At 40.8% G+C, this 17,369-nt stretch carries 14 protein-coding genes and 1 pseudogene; 6 read left to right on the forward strand and 9 right to left on the reverse strand.

Going from position 1 to position 17,369, the window contains the following annotated elements; translation table 11 throughout:
* Positions 1-1,252: Ig-like domain-containing protein (locus HC725_RS12075; RefSeq protein ID WP_190332078.1), on the reverse strand; the 1,252-nt coding region annotated here is incomplete at its 3' end.
* A gap of 11 nt (positions 1,253-1,263) precedes the next feature.
* Positions 1,264-2,262 carry an OmpA family protein gene (locus HC725_RS12080; protein ID WP_190332079.1) on the reverse strand — a complete coding sequence of 333 codons (999 nt, stop codon included), beginning with the start codon at positions 2,260-2,262 and terminating at the stop codon, positions 1,264-1,266.
* 350 nt (positions 2,263-2,612) lie between these two features.
* Between HC725_RS12080 and HC725_RS16925 the strand changes: the two are divergent.
* Positions 2,613-2,996, forward strand: a pseudogene (locus HC725_RS16925) (IS3 family transposase); the annotation flags it as partial.
* Between the two features lie 152 nt (positions 2,997-3,148).
* On the opposite strand, the gene HC725_RS12090 reads toward HC725_RS16925, so the two are convergent.
* The 4 genes from HC725_RS12090 to HC725_RS12105 all read right to left on the reverse strand — a co-directional run bounded on the left by HC725_RS12090 (position 3,149) and on the right by HC725_RS12105 (position 7,701).
* The gene (locus tag HC725_RS12090; protein ID WP_190332080.1) at positions 3,149-4,360 is read right to left on the reverse strand and encodes a YcjF family protein; all 1,212 of its coding nucleotides are present in this window, start codon (positions 4,358-4,360) and stop codon (positions 3,149-3,151) included.
* Positions 4,357-5,763 carry a YcjX family protein gene (locus HC725_RS12095; RefSeq protein ID WP_190332081.1) on the reverse strand — a complete coding sequence of 469 codons (1,407 nt, stop codon included), beginning with the start codon at positions 5,761-5,763 and terminating at the stop codon, positions 4,357-4,359. Before HC725_RS12095 ends, HC725_RS12090 begins: the two co-directional genes overlap by 4 nt.
* A 118-nt stretch (positions 5,764-5,881) precedes the next feature.
* The gene (locus HC725_RS12100) at positions 5,882-6,076 is read right to left on the reverse strand and encodes a hypothetical protein (RefSeq protein WP_190332082.1); all 195 of its coding nucleotides are present in this window, start codon (positions 6,074-6,076) and stop codon (positions 5,882-5,884) included.
* Between the two features lie 107 nt (positions 6,077-6,183).
* Positions 6,184-7,701, reverse strand: a complete 1,518-nt coding sequence (locus HC725_RS12105; RefSeq protein ID WP_190332083.1) for a fumarate hydratase — start codon at positions 7,699-7,701, stop codon at positions 6,184-6,186.
* Between the two features lie 255 nt (positions 7,702-7,956).
* Between HC725_RS12105 and pabB the strand changes: the two genes are divergently transcribed.
* The 4 genes from pabB (at position 7,957) to HC725_RS12125 (ending at position 12,958) form a co-directional block, all read left to right on the forward strand.
* The gene (gene pabB, locus HC725_RS12110) at positions 7,957-9,351 is read left to right on the forward strand and encodes an aminodeoxychorismate synthase component 1 (protein ID WP_238928497.1); all 1,395 of its coding nucleotides are present in this window, start codon (positions 7,957-7,959) and stop codon (positions 9,349-9,351) included.
* Between the two features lie 53 nt (positions 9,352-9,404).
* Positions 9,405-10,010 carry a CoA pyrophosphatase gene (locus HC725_RS12115; RefSeq protein WP_190332159.1) on the forward strand — a complete coding sequence of 202 codons (606 nt, stop codon included), beginning with the start codon at positions 9,405-9,407 and terminating at the stop codon, positions 10,008-10,010.
* 224 nt (positions 10,011-10,234) lie between these two features.
* Positions 10,235-11,494, forward strand: a complete 1,260-nt coding sequence (locus tag HC725_RS12120) for an aromatic amino acid transport family protein (RefSeq protein ID WP_190332085.1) — start codon at positions 10,235-10,237, stop codon at positions 11,492-11,494.
* Positions 11,495-11,596: 102 nt separating this feature from the next.
* The gene (locus tag HC725_RS12125) at positions 11,597-12,958 is read left to right on the forward strand and encodes an L-serine ammonia-lyase (protein WP_190332086.1); all 1,362 of its coding nucleotides are present in this window, start codon (positions 11,597-11,599) and stop codon (positions 12,956-12,958) included.
* 117 nt (positions 12,959-13,075) lie between these two features.
* On the opposite strand, the gene HC725_RS12130 is transcribed toward HC725_RS12125, so the two are convergent.
* Both HC725_RS12130 and HC725_RS12135 read right to left on the reverse strand, forming a co-directional pair.
* A complete protein-coding gene (locus HC725_RS12130) occupies positions 13,076-13,429 on the reverse strand; it encodes a RidA family protein (RefSeq protein ID WP_190332087.1) in 354 nt (117 codons plus the stop codon).
* 23 nt (positions 13,430-13,452) lie between these two features.
* On the reverse strand, positions 13,453-14,016 hold the full coding sequence (locus tag HC725_RS12135; protein WP_190332088.1) for a hypothetical protein: 564 nt from the start codon (positions 14,014-14,016) through the stop codon (positions 13,453-13,455).
* A 278-nt stretch (positions 14,017-14,294) separates the two neighbouring features.
* On the opposite strand from HC725_RS12135, the gene asnS reads away from it, so the two are divergent.
* On the forward strand, positions 14,295-15,695 hold the full coding sequence (asnS, locus tag HC725_RS12140) for an asparagine--tRNA ligase (RefSeq protein WP_190332089.1): 1,401 nt from the start codon (positions 14,295-14,297) through the stop codon (positions 15,693-15,695).
* A 131-nt stretch (positions 15,696-15,826) separates the two neighbouring features.
* Here the strand turns inward: asnS and HC725_RS12145 are convergent, their stop codons facing one another.
* Positions 15,827-17,014: an MFS transporter gene (locus tag HC725_RS12145; protein ID WP_190332090.1), complete on the reverse strand. Its 1,188-nt coding sequence runs from the start codon at positions 17,012-17,014 to the stop codon at positions 15,827-15,829.
* Positions 17,015-17,369 lie beyond the last annotated feature (355 nt).

Raw genomic sequence — 17,369 nt, forward strand, 5'->3', positions numbered from 1 at the left:
TTAACTGCTGAGTCTGACCTTTTACTACGTTGACCGGTGAAGGCGTCACTTGAATCGATGTAATGACCGCTGCCGACACATTCACATCCACCGTATTACTGGTGATGCCATCTTTCGAAGCCGTTAACGTTGTGCTACCAACTCCATCACCCGAGAGTGAACCGGTTGATGACACGGTAGCCGTAGCCGTATCGATAGGTGTCCACGTCACTGAGCTAGAGATGTCAGAGGACGTCGTATCACTGAACGTCGCTGTTGCAGTTAACTGCTGAGTCTGACCTTTCGCAATATTCACAGGTGAAGGCGTCACTTGAATCGCAGTAATGACTGCTGCCGACACATTCACATCCACCGTATTACTGGTCACTCCATCCTTCGTGGCCGTGAGGGTCGTATTACCCACCTCAACCGCAGACAATAAACCCGTTGATGACACGGTAGCCGTAGCCGTATCGATAGGTGTCCACGTCACTGAGCTAGAGATGTCAGAGGACGTCGTATCACTGAACGTCGCTGTTGCAATTAACTGCTGAGTCTGACCTTTCGCAACCTTCACCGGAGAAGGCGTTACTTGAATCGATGTAATAATGACCGCTACCGACACATTCACATCCACCGTATTACTGGTGATGCCATCTTTCGAAGCCGTTAACGTTGTGCTACCAACCTCATCACCCAAGAGTAAACCGGTTGATGACACAGTAACCGTCGTCGAATTAGCTGGCTCCCACGTCACTGAGCTAGAAATGTCAGACGATGTTGCATCACTGTACGTCGCTGTTGCGGTTAACTGTTGAGTCTGACCTTTCGCAACCTTCACCGGTGAAGGCGTCACTTGAATTGATGTGATGACCGCTGCTGAAACATCCACGCTCACCGTGTTACTGGTGACACCATCCTTCGTGGCCATTACTGTGGTATAACCTTCGTTAGTCGCAGTAAATACGCCTGGCTCATCAAAGCGCCCTACTTCAGAGTCGCTTGTGTGCCAATCACTCACGGTTAAATCCGTCAATGTGCTAGATGAGCCATCAGAATAGTGACCAACCGCTTCAAAGGGCTGATCGTTACCTACTGCAAGCGTCAGTTGACTCACACCTTTCGTTGTGATCGGTGAAGCGGTGATATCTATACGCTCTAATTTTACCGTTGATTCCGAGCCGGAGAAAGCGCCCTCTGAATTACAACCGGTTAATAACGTTAGTAGTGGAAAAACCACTATTAAAAATAAGACTTTAAAATATTGATTCATCGTAATACAACCTATTCTTGAAACTGGAAGCTAGGGATGGTGATCTCAACTCGGCGATTTTCAGCTCGTCCTTCTGCAGTATTGTTATCTGCAACAGGTTGAGACTCACCTTCACCTCTCCACTTAAGTTGTGCCTGTGCGGCACCCAATTCAATCAGTTTATTCACGACCGCTTGAGCACGATGCTCAGATAGGTTTTGATTGTAGAGTGCTGAGCCTGTTGAGTCAGTGTGTCCAACAACCACGGCCTGAGCTTGTGGGTAAGAATTTAATACTGAAGAGGTCTCAGTTAATTGGTCAGTAAACTCTTGGCTAGGTTCGACTGAATCAAAACCAAACAATCCATCTGTAGTTTTTGGTGAAAATGCCTGTATTTGAGGCGGTGCTTTTGCAGTGGCTGTCTCTTTAACGGGAGTATCTTCAATAATAGACGTCGGTGCTGTTTCGACTAACGCTGGTTGAGTTGTGCTGCCAAACGTATAGGTTAGACTGACCAACAATCCATGGCTATCATACTTACCCGTGTTTGACTTACCAATACTGTCAATGTATTGATAGCCCATTGATAATCGGACGTTAGGATTAAAGTGATAGTTAATCCCCACCTCACCAAGAGGAGAAAAACCTGTTGCATCGCTCTTACTTGAAGACAGTTGTGTTTTTTCCATGTCCCAATAAGCAGCACCAATTCGACCGTACAAACTCAGGTCATCTTGTAGGTACCAATCGTAACGCAGAGCACTTTCAATCAACCAAGTTTTAACATTAACCGATGTGGCGTCCGCCTTTAGTTCATCGTGATATTGATAGCCTAAATCCCAACTCCAGGAGGGAGTAAACTGTAACCCGCCATAGAGACCTAAAATTATTCCCTCTGGATTTGAATGATTGTAATTGTCGTCTAGGGCCCATTGATACCCACCCTTTACGCCAACAAAAATCTGAGGGGATTCCGGCGCAGCCAGTACTGGAATACTGAATAAACCTGTAAGTAATATTGTTTTTTTCATAATTTCTTTATATATCAACGCATAGTATATGGATATATAACATATATCCATATACTATGCATGGAAATATTATGTTATTTTCAATCAAACATTGTGTTTATCTATATGGGGACTTAAAGCAACTGATCGGCTTGGTTTGTACTTTATTTTCTACAAAGAACGAACTCTCTATCCAAAAAATGAAAACCAAAATAGCCGGTCTCAGAGAGATAAATATCGATAGAAGGTAGCGCAAGAAAGCGAAAGAGACTCACAAATAGAGTCTACAGATAATAACTGGTTTTGATGCATTTGCTTTGCTATCAGAACACTAGAATTATTTAAGTTCACTTTTCGAACTTAGCTGGGCTTTTTCTGATAAACCTAATAGTGAGCTAACGACCAGAGCCCTACGTCTTGCAGTCCAAAAGCGAAAAATTAAAGGTAATGTCATTTTTCATTCAGATCAAGGTTGTCAATATACTAGTTATTCTTTTCAAGGGTCACTAAAGGAAAATGGTATTGAAGGAAGTATGAGCCGTGCAGGAAATTGCTTAGATAATGCAGTCACAGAACGATTTTTTAGAAGTTTAAAATCTGAGCGAGTTAATTATCGGCGTTATGACACTCGGCACCAAGCCATAAGTGACATTGTTGATTATATCGAACCGTTCTATAACCAAAAAAGGAAACATTTAAGATCGGGGAATATATCACCAGTGCAATATGAGCATAAATTACAGAAAACAGCCTAAAACAATCTCCAATTTTAGTTGAGCCTTACAGGTAGAACAGGTGGTTTAAGAAGGATATTAGAAAATAGGCCATTTCCGTCAGCCCTTATAAATAAAGGGCTGTCGGCTTACATTCGACTTTTCGCTGAAATGGGCGCAAAACCCCTATTTGGTTAAGTCTTCTTACCAATAACCCGAAGAACGATCTGTTTACGAATTTCACTTAAGTGTACCGCTTTATCTTTTTGCCAAGGTAAAGGACGCAATAATGCCATAGCCTTAATGCCTAATCTTGCCGTTAATAAACCAACACCAATTCCTTGTGCTGCTCGCGCTGAAAGCTTACCTGCAATATCAATCGACAGTGCATGCATACTCGCATCTACCACTAATTCACTTGCTCCTGCTGCCGCCATATTAATAAAGACAAGTTTCACTAATCGTAAACGTGAAAAGTAACCAAGCTCAACACCATACACCTTACCTAATTCATTAATCAGCTTAAAGTTACGCCAAGCAATTAAGACCATATCAGCAATGGCGAGTGGACTAATTGCAACTAATACTGCGGCTTCGCATGAATAATTAGCGACAAGTTTTTTCGCTTGTTGGTCTTGAAGGCTGACCACCATAGAATCGTATAGCTCGATCACATCTGCATCATTATGATTAGCCGTGACTGATTTTTTCCAACGATCATAACCAACATTCTCAAGTGTTATTCCAGCATCTTTAGCAATCAACTCACAAAAAGGATAAGCTTTACCATAGCTTGCTTGCTTAGTGTTTATTTTTGATGAATTAACCGAGTTCGCATAAATAATATCCATGGCTTTTTCTTGGTTACTCAATTGATTACGCAGGCGGCGTAGCTTCCATAATTCTCTGCCAATGACCACAACACCAAAAGATGCAGCCCCTGCAATAAGGGCAGACCAACCCAACGATAGCCAATTATTGGTTTGATAAGCCGTTACAATGTTATTAACACACTGCCAACCCAATAAACCTGCAAACGAAAGACAACCAATCGACCACAATAAAGGACGTTTACCTTTTGGGTGGATAACTTCCACCATTTGAGCCTCTAAAGCTTGTCCTTGAACGATGGCAGATTGCTCTGAAAGTGTCATAGGCGTAAATTGAGTCTGTTCAGTAAAATTCACTTTAGCCGTTAAATTCTCAGCACCTTCTACTTCGTTAACAATTTTTTGTAATTCTTGCTGCCCTCTTAATAAGGTTTTCGTTGGCTTGGGAGTCGATTTTGTTGGTTGAGTAACGGCTATTGATTCGCTATCTATTGTTGAAGCGTTAGGATCTAACTCACCATCATAAGAATCAAATTTATCACTAGAAAATACCTTCCTCGATTTATAATCACTCATCGTAATTTATCTCCTAATAAAAACTGCATCGCTTTATCCACTCGAATGTGTGGCAATGACTGACCTTGTGGGATTTTTAAAGGTCGGAACTGATGAAAATCAAAGCCATGTTGTTGCCAATATTGTGCATTGGGTAATTTTGCCGGTACTTCACCGGGATAAAGAGTCAATGTTTCTTCATCCAGCGTAGTGCCTTTAATCGCTTGTAAGGTTGTATCTCCAGCACTGGCATAACCAGGCATCGTGGCTTGAATAGACGATAAACTCATGCATTCCATATCAATGCCTTCATAGGACACATGTTGCCACGCTTCATTCACCAGCTGTTGCAATAGCGATACCATATTGCCATGTTGATCCGGAGTAACATGATCAGCTTTAGTGGCAACAAAAAGCACCTTGTCAATTTTGGCTGAAAATAAACGTTTAAGAATAGAGTTACGTCCATACTTAAAGCTTTGTAAAAGTTGAGTGATCGCCCCACTCATATCATTAAAAGAATCATGTCCGGCATTGAGAGGTTGTAAACAATCCACCAGCACTATTTGTCGATCAAAACTGGCAAAATGCTCTTGATAAAAGGCTTTGACAATTTTCTTTTTGTATTCATTAAAACGTGAACGCAGCATGGCATACGACGAATTTTTATTAATGTCTTTTAGTGACTTCCCATCCGTATCAACCTCTATCATCACAGGAAAAAACTGTAACACTGGCGCCCCTTCCAACTCACCAGGTAAAACGAACCGCCCAGGTTGCACCCAGTGTAATCCTGCCTTTTTACATTCGTGTAAATATAGAGTGTAAGATCTTGCCAACTCAGCAACACGGTTTTCATTCGCACTCGCATATAAGTCAAAGTGGTTTAATTTAACTAGCCACTCTTTAGCTAGTGCGGCACGCACGCTAGACGTACCATCAGAAGTCAGATGTTTTAATTGCTCGTTAGACCATTGCTCAAAAGTCATATCCAGCAAAGGAAGATCCAATAGCCATTCCCCCGGATAATCCACAATATCTAAATACAAAGTAGAAGTTGATTTAAGTAAACGACGTGCCCCTTTTTTAGGTTTAAACCGAATAGCTAAGCGAATTTCGCTGACATCGCGAGTTGGCTCCGGCCATTTTGGTGGCGTTGAATTTAGTTGCTCTATCGCTAAATCATAATCAAACCTTGGAACCATTAAGTTGGTTTGAGGAATACGCTTTGCACCAAGTAATTGTTTATTACGGCTAGCTTCAAACAGAGGCAAATTATCTTGGGTTGAACTATGAAGTAACTGGTTCACTAATGAAGTAATAAACGCTGTTTTTCCTGCTCGAGATAAGCCCGTCACAGCCAAACGTAAGTGGCGGTCAAGGCTACGCTTTACGAGATCATTCACTTCTTGCTTTAACTTCATTAACTACTCCAACCATACGATAAGGTAAGACACACATAATACCACTGACGAATTTATAAATAAAAAAGGCTCGCATAAATTCATGCGAGCCTTTGTAACATAGGATGAATAAAGAGAATTAATCTTCTTGTATCATTTTATAAATTACGAACAACGCTAACTCTAAGAACAAAGCTAGAACAATGGTCATGGTAACAAACGTACCTAAAGGTTCACTGAAAATAGAGATCCCAAAGCGAATGAGTTCAAAAATCGTATAACCACCAACCACTATCGCGATAAGAATTTGTAATATCCGTACAAAACGTGGCATGTCATCTCCTAAATATTCAGCCGTAAATACTTATGTCAATTACGTATGTGTAAGTTAAGTATATGTTCAATAACCAAACTATAATCAATTTCCTTTGATTAGTCAGGTTATTTTTCCATTTCAGCTATTTTTACCTTCCAGGTATCAGGTCCGATTTGGTGGGCATTTGCCCCTGTAGAATCAACCGCAACCGTAACGGGCATATCTTTTACTTCAAATTCGTAAATAGCTTCCATACCTAATTCTTCAAACGCCACAACACGTGCTTTTTTAATCGCTTTCGCCACCAAATACGCTGCGCCGCCGACTGCCATGAGATAAACCGATTTATTATTTTTAATCGACTCAACGGTTGCCGCGCCACGCTCAGCCTTACCAATCATTCCCATAATGCCGGTTTCTTCTAGCATCATGTCGGTAAATTGATCCATACGTGTGGATGTTGTTGGTCCTGCTGGACCGACAACTTCATCACCAACAGCGTCAACAGGGCCAACGTAATAAATAAATTTACCTTTAAAATCTAGTCCTTCAGGTAAGCCTTCACCGCTTTCTAATAAACTCTGAATACGTTTATGAGCAGCATCTCGTCCAGTTAGAATTTTACCCGACAATAAAACCGTTTCACCTGTTTTCCATTCTTGGACATCTTCTTTGGTCACTTCATCTAAGTTTACTCGACGAGTATTCTCGCCGGCTTCCCAAGTGATTTTTGGCCAATCTTCTAGTTTTGGTGGATCTAATTGAGCAGGACCAGAGCCATCTAAAGTAAAATGAACATGGCGTGTCGCTGCGCAGTTTGGAATTAAGCACACAGGTTTAGACGCTGCGTGAGTAGGCGCGGTTTTAATTTTCACATCCACAACAGTAGTTAAACCGCCAAGGCCTTGTGCACCAATACCAAGCTTGTTCACACGGTTAAAAATATCAACACGCAATTTTTCTTCTGTGGTTTCAGGGCCGCGTTCTATCAGCTCGGCAATATCAATGTGCTCCATTAAAGATTCTTTTGCCAACACTGCTGCTTTTTCTGCCGTGCCGCCAATACCTATTCCTAGCATGCCCGGAGGACACCAACCTGCTCCCATTAATGGCAAAGTTTTTTCAACCCATTCAGCAATATCATCCGATGGGTTTAACATCACCATTTTGGTTTTATTTTCTGAGCCCCCGCCTTTTGCTGCAATTTGAATATCGACTTTATTACCAGGAACCATATTAATATGCACAACACCCGGCGTATTATCTTTAGTATTAATTCGTTTACCTGCAGGATCTGACAATATGGATGCTCTCAACGGATTATCAGGATTGGTATAAGCTTGACGAATGCCTTCATCAACCATTTGTTGTACCGTCATATCGGTTTCATCCCACGATACTTCCATCCCGATATTAACAAAACACGTCACAATCCCAGTATCTTGACAAATTGGGCGGTGCCCTTCGGCTGACATGCGTGAATTAATTAATATCTGAGCAATAGCATCTTTCGCCGCTTGGCTTTCTTCTTTGTTATACGCTTTTTCGAGCGCTTGAATAAAATCCAGAGGATGATAATAAGAGATATATTGGAGGGCATCAGCAACGCTGCTGATCACATCTTGCTTACGGATAACGGTCATAATTGCCTCAGTAATAATGATTCTTCACCTGAAAATACTTGAATAATCGGACGACATAGTACTTACGCGTCCATTTTCATTCATCTATCTAATTCAATTAACAAGTGGTGATTAAATTCTTTTTAGATTATTAGGTTACTGTTCTTGTAACTCGATTGCTTTGTGCGGTTTTATGATACTCTTGCTACTCGCTAGATACCATGCAACGATTGAATCCTTGTCACAATTTACGTAATGAAAAATCAAATAAAAACCATGAAAGCTACGTTGTCACATTCAGTTAACATAGAAATGCTCAATTATTCGTCAGATTTAAGTTTGACCTATTTTTCACGTCTGCAGCACCTACCTTGGGCAATGTTGTTACGCTCTGCTGCCGAAGGACATCCAAACAATCGTTACGATATTTTAGTCGCCAACCCTATCGCGACTTTAATAACGAAAGACGAACGTACCCAAGTAACACTCTATACAGAAAATAACGTAACCACACACGAGCTAAACCAAGATCCATTTGAACTGTTAGAGCACTATCAAGCTAAATTATTACCCCCATTATCTCCTATTGATAACATCCCTTTCATTGGCGGTGCATTGGGTTATTTTAGCTATGATCTGGGGAGACGTATTGAAACCATTCCTAGCACTGCCGCTGAAGATATTCCAACGGCCGATATGGCGATTGGGATCTATGAGTGGGCGTTAATCATAGATCATCAATTAAAACGTGCTTATTTTGTTGGGCAGAACTTAGACAAACATCAGCAATGGTTGGGTGAACAACAAAAAAAGACCAATGACGAATTCAAACTCACCTCCGCTTGGTCTTCCAATATGACTAAATCGGAATACTCTGAAAAGTTCGCCACCATTCAAGAATACTTACATTCTGGTGATTGTTACCAGATCAATCTTGCACAACGATTTATGGCCAGCTACCAAGGTAGTGAATGGCAAGCCTACCAAAAACTTGAAAATAGTAACCATGCGCCTTTTTCTGCTTTCATTAGAACTAATGAGCTTGCAGTGATGAGCATTTCACCAGAAAGATTTTTGTTACTCAACAATGATTCATCCAAACTAAACATTGAAACGAAGCCGATTAAAGGCACTCGCCCTCGCAGCTCTGATCCACAAGAAGATACAGAACTTGCGCATCAGCTAAAAAATGCTGAAAAAGATCAAGCTGAAAACTTAATGATTGTTGATTTACTACGTAATGATATTGGTCGAGTAGCAAAGCCCGGTACCGTAACCGTTCCTCTTTTATTTGAAATCGAAAGCTTTCCTGCGGTGCATCATCTAGTCAGTACCATACGAGCAGAGCTTGATTCGAAGCAATCAGCCTCTACATTATTGAGGGCTTGTTTCCCTGGTGGTTCTATTACTGGTGCACCTAAAATTCGAGCAATGCAGATTATTGAAGAGCTAGAACCACATCGAAGAAACCTTTATTGTGGCAGCATTGGCTATATTAGTCGCTGTGGCAATATGGACAGCAACATAACCATACGCACATTACTGGCTCATCAGGGGAACCTATACTCTTGGGCTGGCGGTGGTATTGTTGCAGATAGCGAAATGGAAGCTGAATACCAAGAAACTCTTGATAAAGTCAGCAGAATTTTACCTATATTGTCAGACTGTTAAAAAACGAGTCTATACTCGATATTAAACTATATGAACAATCGTATTTAAGGAAAATAAAGGGCATGAAAAGAGATGAACTCATACGACAATTTTCTTTAATTGCTCCTAGCCAATATCAAGCCGAAAGTTTACTGCGTGTCGCTCATTTAAAACAACGCCCTCTTAGAAAAGCAGCCATCCTTATTCCTTGTATCGATAGACCTAACGGAATACATGTTTTGTTTACTAAGCGAGCCTCTCACTTAAAGCACCACGCTGGTGAAGTCAGTTTTCCCGGAGGAAAGTATGAGCTGAGTGATCATTCACTTGCTGATACAGCTTTAAGGGAAACAGAAGAAGAGATAGGCCTATTATCTGAGCAAATTAAACTGCTTGGTCAACTACCTGAACTGATCACAATTAGCCAATTTGAAATCACCCCATTTGTCGCTCTGATTAACAACAACCCTCAATGTATTCTAGACCCTAATGAAGTAGATTCTATCTTTGAAGTACCTGCAAGCTACTTATTTAACCCTCGAAATTTACATACTACCAATATGATGATTAGAGGAATAGGCCATCAAATCTACTCTGTGAGCTATCAAAAGCACTTTATTTGGGGAGTGACAGCTCAAATAATCCAAGCTCTCCAAAAACAACTACAAATAAAAACCTAACCTTATTTTATAACTTAAAATAATCTATAGGTCCTAATAACTACAAGTTATCGTTAAATTAGAAAATCTAATCCGAACCATCTTCATTATGTGATACAACGCAAGATCTGCGCACTTCAAATTCTCTATCTAAATTTAATTGATATGGATCGTGTTTTTTGCCCTTTAAACACGCATAATCCACCGCAATTCTTCCTGTTCCCACAATTAAGAGAATTTATACCATGCAAACAAACACTGTAAACACAGCGAGCGAAAGCATTTCCGCTACAAGTAAATGGACCTATAAAGATTTTTCTTGGGTGCTATCACTTTTCGGTACTGCCGTCGGTGCTGGTGTTCTATTTTTACCAATTAAAGCGGGTGCGGGTGGTTTTTGGCCATTAGTGATTTTAGCCCTAATTGCAATGCCTATGATCTGGCTAGCACACAAAGGTTTAGCTCGTTTTGTACTTTCATCGAAAAACCCCGACGCCGATATTACTGACGTTGTAGAAGAGCATTTTGGTAAAACCGGTGCCACCATCATTACTTTTGCTTACTTCTTTGCCATTTACCCTATCGTTCTTATCTATGGTGTTGGTATCACTAATACTGTTGACTCATTCTTAGTAAACCAAATTGGTATTGAATCGATTCCTCGTTGGTTACTTTCTGGCGCTTTGATTTCATTAATGACTTGCGGCGTGATCTTTGGAAAAGATCTCATGCTTAAAGTAACGTCTGCTATGGTTTACCCATTAGTATTCATCTTACTTGCGCTTTCTATCTTCCTTATTCCTGAGTGGAACACTTCAATGGCAGAAGTTAGCCCTGATTGGGTGGCAATGCCTAAAATTATTTGGCTTGCGATCCCTATCATTGTGTTCTCTTTTAACCATAGCCCAATCATCAGCCAATTCACAAAAGAACAACGCCGTGTATATGGTGATAATGCAGCCAAGAAAACCGATATGATCACTGGCGGCGCTGCAACCATGCTGATGGCATTCGTTATGTTCTTCGTATTTTCTGTAGTGCTTTCTTTAACCCCAGCACAACTTGGTGAAGCACAAGCTCAAAACATTAGCGTGCTTTCTTACTTAGCCAACATTCACTCCTCTCCAATGATTTCTTACTTAGGACCAATTGTTGCGTTTGCGGCGATTACTTCAAGTTACTTTGGTCATTTCCTAGGTGCGCACGAAGGTCTTGTTGGGCTAGTAAAATCTCGTTCAAAAATGAATGACAATAAGTGTAATAAGCTGTCACTTATTTTTATCGTAGTCACCACTTGGATCATTTCAATTATCAACCCAAGCATTTTAGGTATGATTGAATCAATGGGCGCACCTATGATCGCTGCCATCCTATTCCTTCTTCCTATTTATGCGATGCGTAAAGTTCCAGCGATGGCAAAATTCAAGACATCAAATGTTGCACAAATCTTTACAGCAACTTGTGGTATTGCTGCTATCACTTCTGTACTCTACAGCTTTTTTTAATGGCCTAATTTAAAGCTAAATTGTCATTAATATAAAAGCACCAAAACGACATAAGAAAACCAAAGCCTCTTAATTTTAAGGGGCTTACTTCGAGGTAATAACATGGTAAGTGTTTTTGATATCTACAAAATTGGCGTTGGCCCTTCAAGTTCTCATACTGTTGGTCCAATGAAAGCCGGTAAACAATTTATTGATGATCTTCGTGGTCAAGGTAAGTTGCGTGATATTACAAAAATTACTGTCGATGTTTACGGTTCATTATCACTGACAGGGAAAGGTCACCATACTGATATTGCTATCATTATGGGTCTGGCAGGTAACACGCCAGAACATGTAGATATTGACGCTATTCCGAGCTTTATTGCTCGAGTAGAGGAAACAGAACGTTTACCCGTGGGCATGCATTGCCACACGGTTGATTTTCCAAAAAATGGTGGAATGAACTTCCAAAAAACAAACCTTTCATTGCATGAAAATGGTATGACCTTACATGCATGGATTGATGATGACGTCGCCTACTCCAAAACTTACTATTCTATTGGCGGTGGTTTCATTGTTGATGAAGAAAGTTTTGGTAAAAAAGTAGAAGATGCCATTAAAGCGCCATATGAATTTAACACGGCTACTGAACTTCTTGCATTATGTAAAGAGCATGGTTTATCCATTAGTACATTAGTGATGAAGAACGAAAATGCTCAGCACTCCAATGATGATGTGCGTACCTATTTCGCTAATATATGGAAAACGATGCGTGATTGCATGGAAAAAGGCATGAGCACCGAAGGAATTCTTCCTGGTCCATTGCGTGTGCCTCGTCGTGCACCTGCCCTGCGCCAACTGCTATTAACCTCATCGAATACTTCAACCGATCCAATGGCGGTAATTGACTGGGTCAACATGTATGCCTTTGCTGTAAATGAAGAAAATGCCGCTGGTGGACGTGTCGTTACCGCGCCAACTAATGGTGCATGTGGCATTATTCCCGCTGTTTTAGCTTATTATGATAAGTTTATTCAAACGGTTACAGAAAAAGATTACATTCGATACTTTGCCGCTTCTGGCGCAATTGGTGGCTTATACAAACAAAATGCTTCTATTTCTGGAGCAGAAGTAGGATGCCAAGGTGAAGTTGGTGTCGCTTGTTCTATGGCGGCAGCAGGTCTTGCGGAATTACTTGGTGGCAGCCCAGAACAAGTCTGTATGGCAGCGGAAATTGGCATGGAACATAATCTTGGACTAACCTGCGACCCGGTTGCTGGTCAAGTTCAAGTGCCATGTATTGAGCGCAATGGTATTGCCGCAGTTAAAGCAATTAACTCAACTCGCATGGCAATGCGTCGTTCATCAGAGCCACGCGTCTCTTTAGATAAAGTTATCGAAACCATGCTAGAGACAGGCAAAGATATGAATGCAAAATATCGTGAAACATCACAAGGTGGATTAGCAGTTAAAGTGATTTGTTGATTGTTGAGTTAGGGTCTTAACCATTTTTACTCAGCCCTAAAAAGCATCGATTAAAAGAACAAAAAGGCGTACTTTCATTTAGTACGCCTTTCTTTTATTTGAGCATTTGAAAACCTTTTATTCTCCCGCTGCCGCGACAAAAGCAATTTCGACTAACAGTTCAGGATTGGCAAGTTCAGCTTTTACACAAGCCCGGCTTGGTGCGCATCCTTCAGGAAACCACGCTTCCCATTCTTCATTAAATGCATCAAAGTTTGAAAAATCGGTAATATAAATGGTGCATGACAACACGCGAGAAGAGTTACTCCCAACACTGGCGAGCATTTCTTCTGCTTGTGTAAATATTTGCTGCGCCTGGCCACGAATATCAGCGCTAGAATCTGAATCAGCAACTTCTACGAAATGCGCTATACCATTATAAACCGTCACATCAGACCAACGGGCGCATGGGTTAACTCTTTTTATTGTCATAATTTTATACCTATTTCAGTTTGTTAATTATTCTTTTCTAATGATGACACTTGCTTAAGTAAAGCATCTAGATTCAAACTAAACACTCGGCTAACTGGCTTTTCAACAACGATTTTGCATTTATTCTTATCTCCCACCAATTGTAGTGTTAATGGATCTTTGGTAGCGGCCTTCAACTGTTCAGATGAAAAATCTAATGCAAAGTATTCATACACGACGGAATCAGATTTACTCTCAGGGGAATAAACCGTCACAGGGTAACTATTTCCAGTTTCATCAAACGCTTTATTTATCCCGTAAGCTCCTTGCGATGACTTTAACCGAATATAAAGTTGGGTTTGCTGATGAGCATTACTATAAACCGATGTACGGTAACGGTAACCTACACCATCAAACTTGCCATCACATTTAGCCCAATATGATGCGGTTTGTAAATCTTGGCTCTTCGTCAATGGATCTTGTTGTAAGGTTATTTTTTGATTGATTTCATCAGAAGAGCCAATCGATACTTGATCGCCTCCAATGGTTGAACAACCACTCATTAGAGCAGCCATTATTATTGCTGAATAGGTTAGTCGATATTTCACATTTACCTCTTCTTTCTATCCAAGATATTTCTTATTCATTGTCGCATAGTAACCTGTGTCACTGGCACTTTCTCCGAGAGAAATCGATAATTTCGCTAAGCAATACAATAAATCATATTCAACCCATTAAAAATGCAGAGAAACGAACAATAAAAGGTTGAAGCGAAAAAGATGACAGGTAATATGTCAGGTACTTGTGATACGATTTTGTATCGTACAAATTTAAGACAGTTCGCACCCTCAGATTATCAAAGAGCGGTGTTTTAATGGAGAAAAAAATGACTTACGCGCCTGTAACAGACGTTTTAAGCGGAAAATTAGCAGTAGGCAGTGAAGTCACTGTTCGCGGTTGGATCCGTTCACGTCGTGATTCAAAAGCTGGAATCTCTTTCCTTGCCATTTATGACGGCTCTTGTTTTGACCCAATTCAGGCCGTAGTTCCAAATGAGTTAAATAATTATCAGGATGAAGTACTAAAACTGACAACGGGCTGCTCTGTTGAAGTCACAGGCACTATTGTTGAATCGCCTGCAAAAGGTCAAGATTGTGAACTTGCTGCTATCGCAGTAAAAGTCGTTGGTTGGGTTGAAGACGCTGATACTTACCCAATGGCAAAAACTCGTCACTCTATTGAATATTTACGTGAAGTGGCGCACCTTCGTCCTCGTACTAACGTTATTGGCGCAGTCGCTCGCGTTCGTAACTGTTTATCTCAAGCTATTCACCGCTTCTATCATGAACAAGGATATTTCTGGGTTTCAGCGCCATTAATTACCGCATCCGATGCTGAAGGCGCTGGTGAAATGTTCCGAGTATCAACATTAGATCATAACAACCTTCCTTTAGATGACAAAGGTAACGTTGATTACAATGAAGACTTTTTCGGTAAAGAAACATTCCTAACGGTATCTGGTCAACTTAACGCAGAAGCTTATGCTTGTGCACTAAGCAAAGTGTATACATTCGGCCCTACTTTCCGCGCAGAAAACTCAAATACCAGTCGCCACCTTGCAGAATTTTGGATGGTTGAGCCAGAAATCGCATTTGCCGATCTTGATGATGCAGCTAAATTAGCCGAAGACATGTTGAAATACGTATTTGCAGCAGTGCTAGAAGAACGACGTGACGATCTTGAGTTCTTTGCTTCTCGCATTGATAAAGAAGCAATTACTCGTCTTGAGCAATTCGTAAAATCTGATTTTGCACAAGTTGACTATACTGATGCAATTCAAATTCTGAAAGATTCAGGCCGTAAGTTTGAATTTGATGTTGAATGGGGAATCGACATGTCTTCTGAACATGAGCGCTTCCTTGCAGAAGAGCACTTCAAAGCACCAGTGATTGTGAAAAACTACCCGAAAGACATTAAAGCATTCTACATGCGTCAAAATGACGATGGTAAAACTGTTGCAGCAATGGATGTACTTGCTCCGGGTATCGGTGAAATCATCGGTGGCGCTCAACGTGAAGAGCGTTTAGATGTACTTGATGCGCGTATGATTGAGATGGGCATTGACCCTGAACATATGTCTTGGTATCGCGATCTACGTCGTTACGGCACGGTACCTCACGCAGGTTTTGGTCTTGGGTTTGAACGCTTAGTGTCTTACGTGACTGGCATGGGCAACGTTCGTGACGTTATTCCATTCCCACGTACACCACGCAGCGCAAACTTCTAATTTAGAAATAGTATCTGATTTAGCGTTTTAGCGTAAAAAACACAGAAGCCTGCTCAATTTTCATTGAGCAGGCTTCTTTATTATGTGGCTAGTCTAATATGACCTTATATATTTAGCGTTTCCTAAAGATATTAATCAACTGTAATTCTACGACCAGCGAATAACCCTAATGATGCTGCTATAACACAAACAATCACAATCATGGTCATCACTTCTTGCCATCCATTATGAAGCCCATGTAAGTAACCCGCCAGCATAGGCCCTACAGCTGCAAGTGAGTAGCCAACAAATTGCGCCATTCCTGAAAGTGTCGTGGCTTGTAATGCACTACTTGTTCTAAAACTAATAAAAGAAAGACCTAAGATAAACCAAGCGCCAGAAGTTAAGCCTAATAGAAAGGACCAAATATAAGCAAACTCAGGCAAATACAACAAGCCAACAGAACAGATACCCGCAATAATGCAAATACCAAAAGCGGGCAAACGTTGATCATTCAAGCGAGCGACTAAAGGGATAATAAAAATCCCAGGTAACGCAGTTCCAATTTGAAATATGCCATGGATCCCCCCAGCTTCTTCAGCACTAAAGCCTGACTGGATCAATAGACTTGGCAACCATGCGATCATGGTATAGGTAAAATAAGAACCTAAACCTAGATAAAATGAAACCTGCCAAGCCAACCGTTTTGTCCACAAATTAGTTGTAGAACTAGAAGTACTAACTTCCGTAGGTTTACTGTTATTACGTAATTGCGGCAGCCAGAAAATCATAGCGATAAAAGTTAAAATCGAAAGTGCTGCTAACGATCCCTGCCAACCTAGTTGGTAATCGTTCGCTAATGGAATTGAAAATGCAGAGGCGGCTCCTGATGCTATTCCCATTGCCAATACATAGCTAGAAGTCATGATTGCCACCTTCATTGGGAAATCACGTTTCACAACTATAGGCAGCAACACATTACCAATACTTACCCCAACTCCAATGAGTGCCGTCCCCATGAATAGCGCGCTCACACTCCCTAAAGAACGAAACAATAATCCTGCCGCGATTAATACCAAAGCTAAGAAAACGGTATATTCCAAACCGAATTTTTTCGCTAAGTAAGAGGATGGCGGAGCAAATAGAGCAAAAGCGATAAGAGGTAATGTGGTTAGCATTCCAGCTTGCATCGAAGATAATTGAAAAGAATGAGAAATCAATTCAATCATAGGTGCAATACCCGTTACCGGTGCACGTAAATTGGCAGCAATCAGCATAACCCCAATCACCAATAACATAGTTTTATTTCGATCTGTACCGAATGCGTTCTTGTTAGTCATATGGCCAATAATGTTAAACATGAGTAACAAGTAGTATATAGGAACCAGGTTAAAATTGTATACAATTTAAAGGGGAGATATTGTTCACTTCACGTTATTTAGATAGTAGCCGATGACCTCTGTAGGTACTGGCAAGCATCAAACAAGTCACCGCAGGAAATAAAGTACGCTGACATTATAGAGTGTGAATAAATATTGCCCAACCACATCGCCAATGACAGCTAATGTAAATACACCGTACTCCCCACCATTTAAGTAATATAGTAAACATAAAGCCCCCTTATAAGGCTAAATTATACTCCTCAAAATATCGATAAAGAGGATTTTTTCCTGATAAACATTGCCTTAGAACAAA

It is taken from the genome of Vibrio sp. S17_S38 (assembly GCF_014694375.1).
In the GTDB taxonomy this organism is placed as follows: Bacteria; Pseudomonadota; Gammaproteobacteria; order Enterobacterales; family Vibrionaceae; genus Vibrio.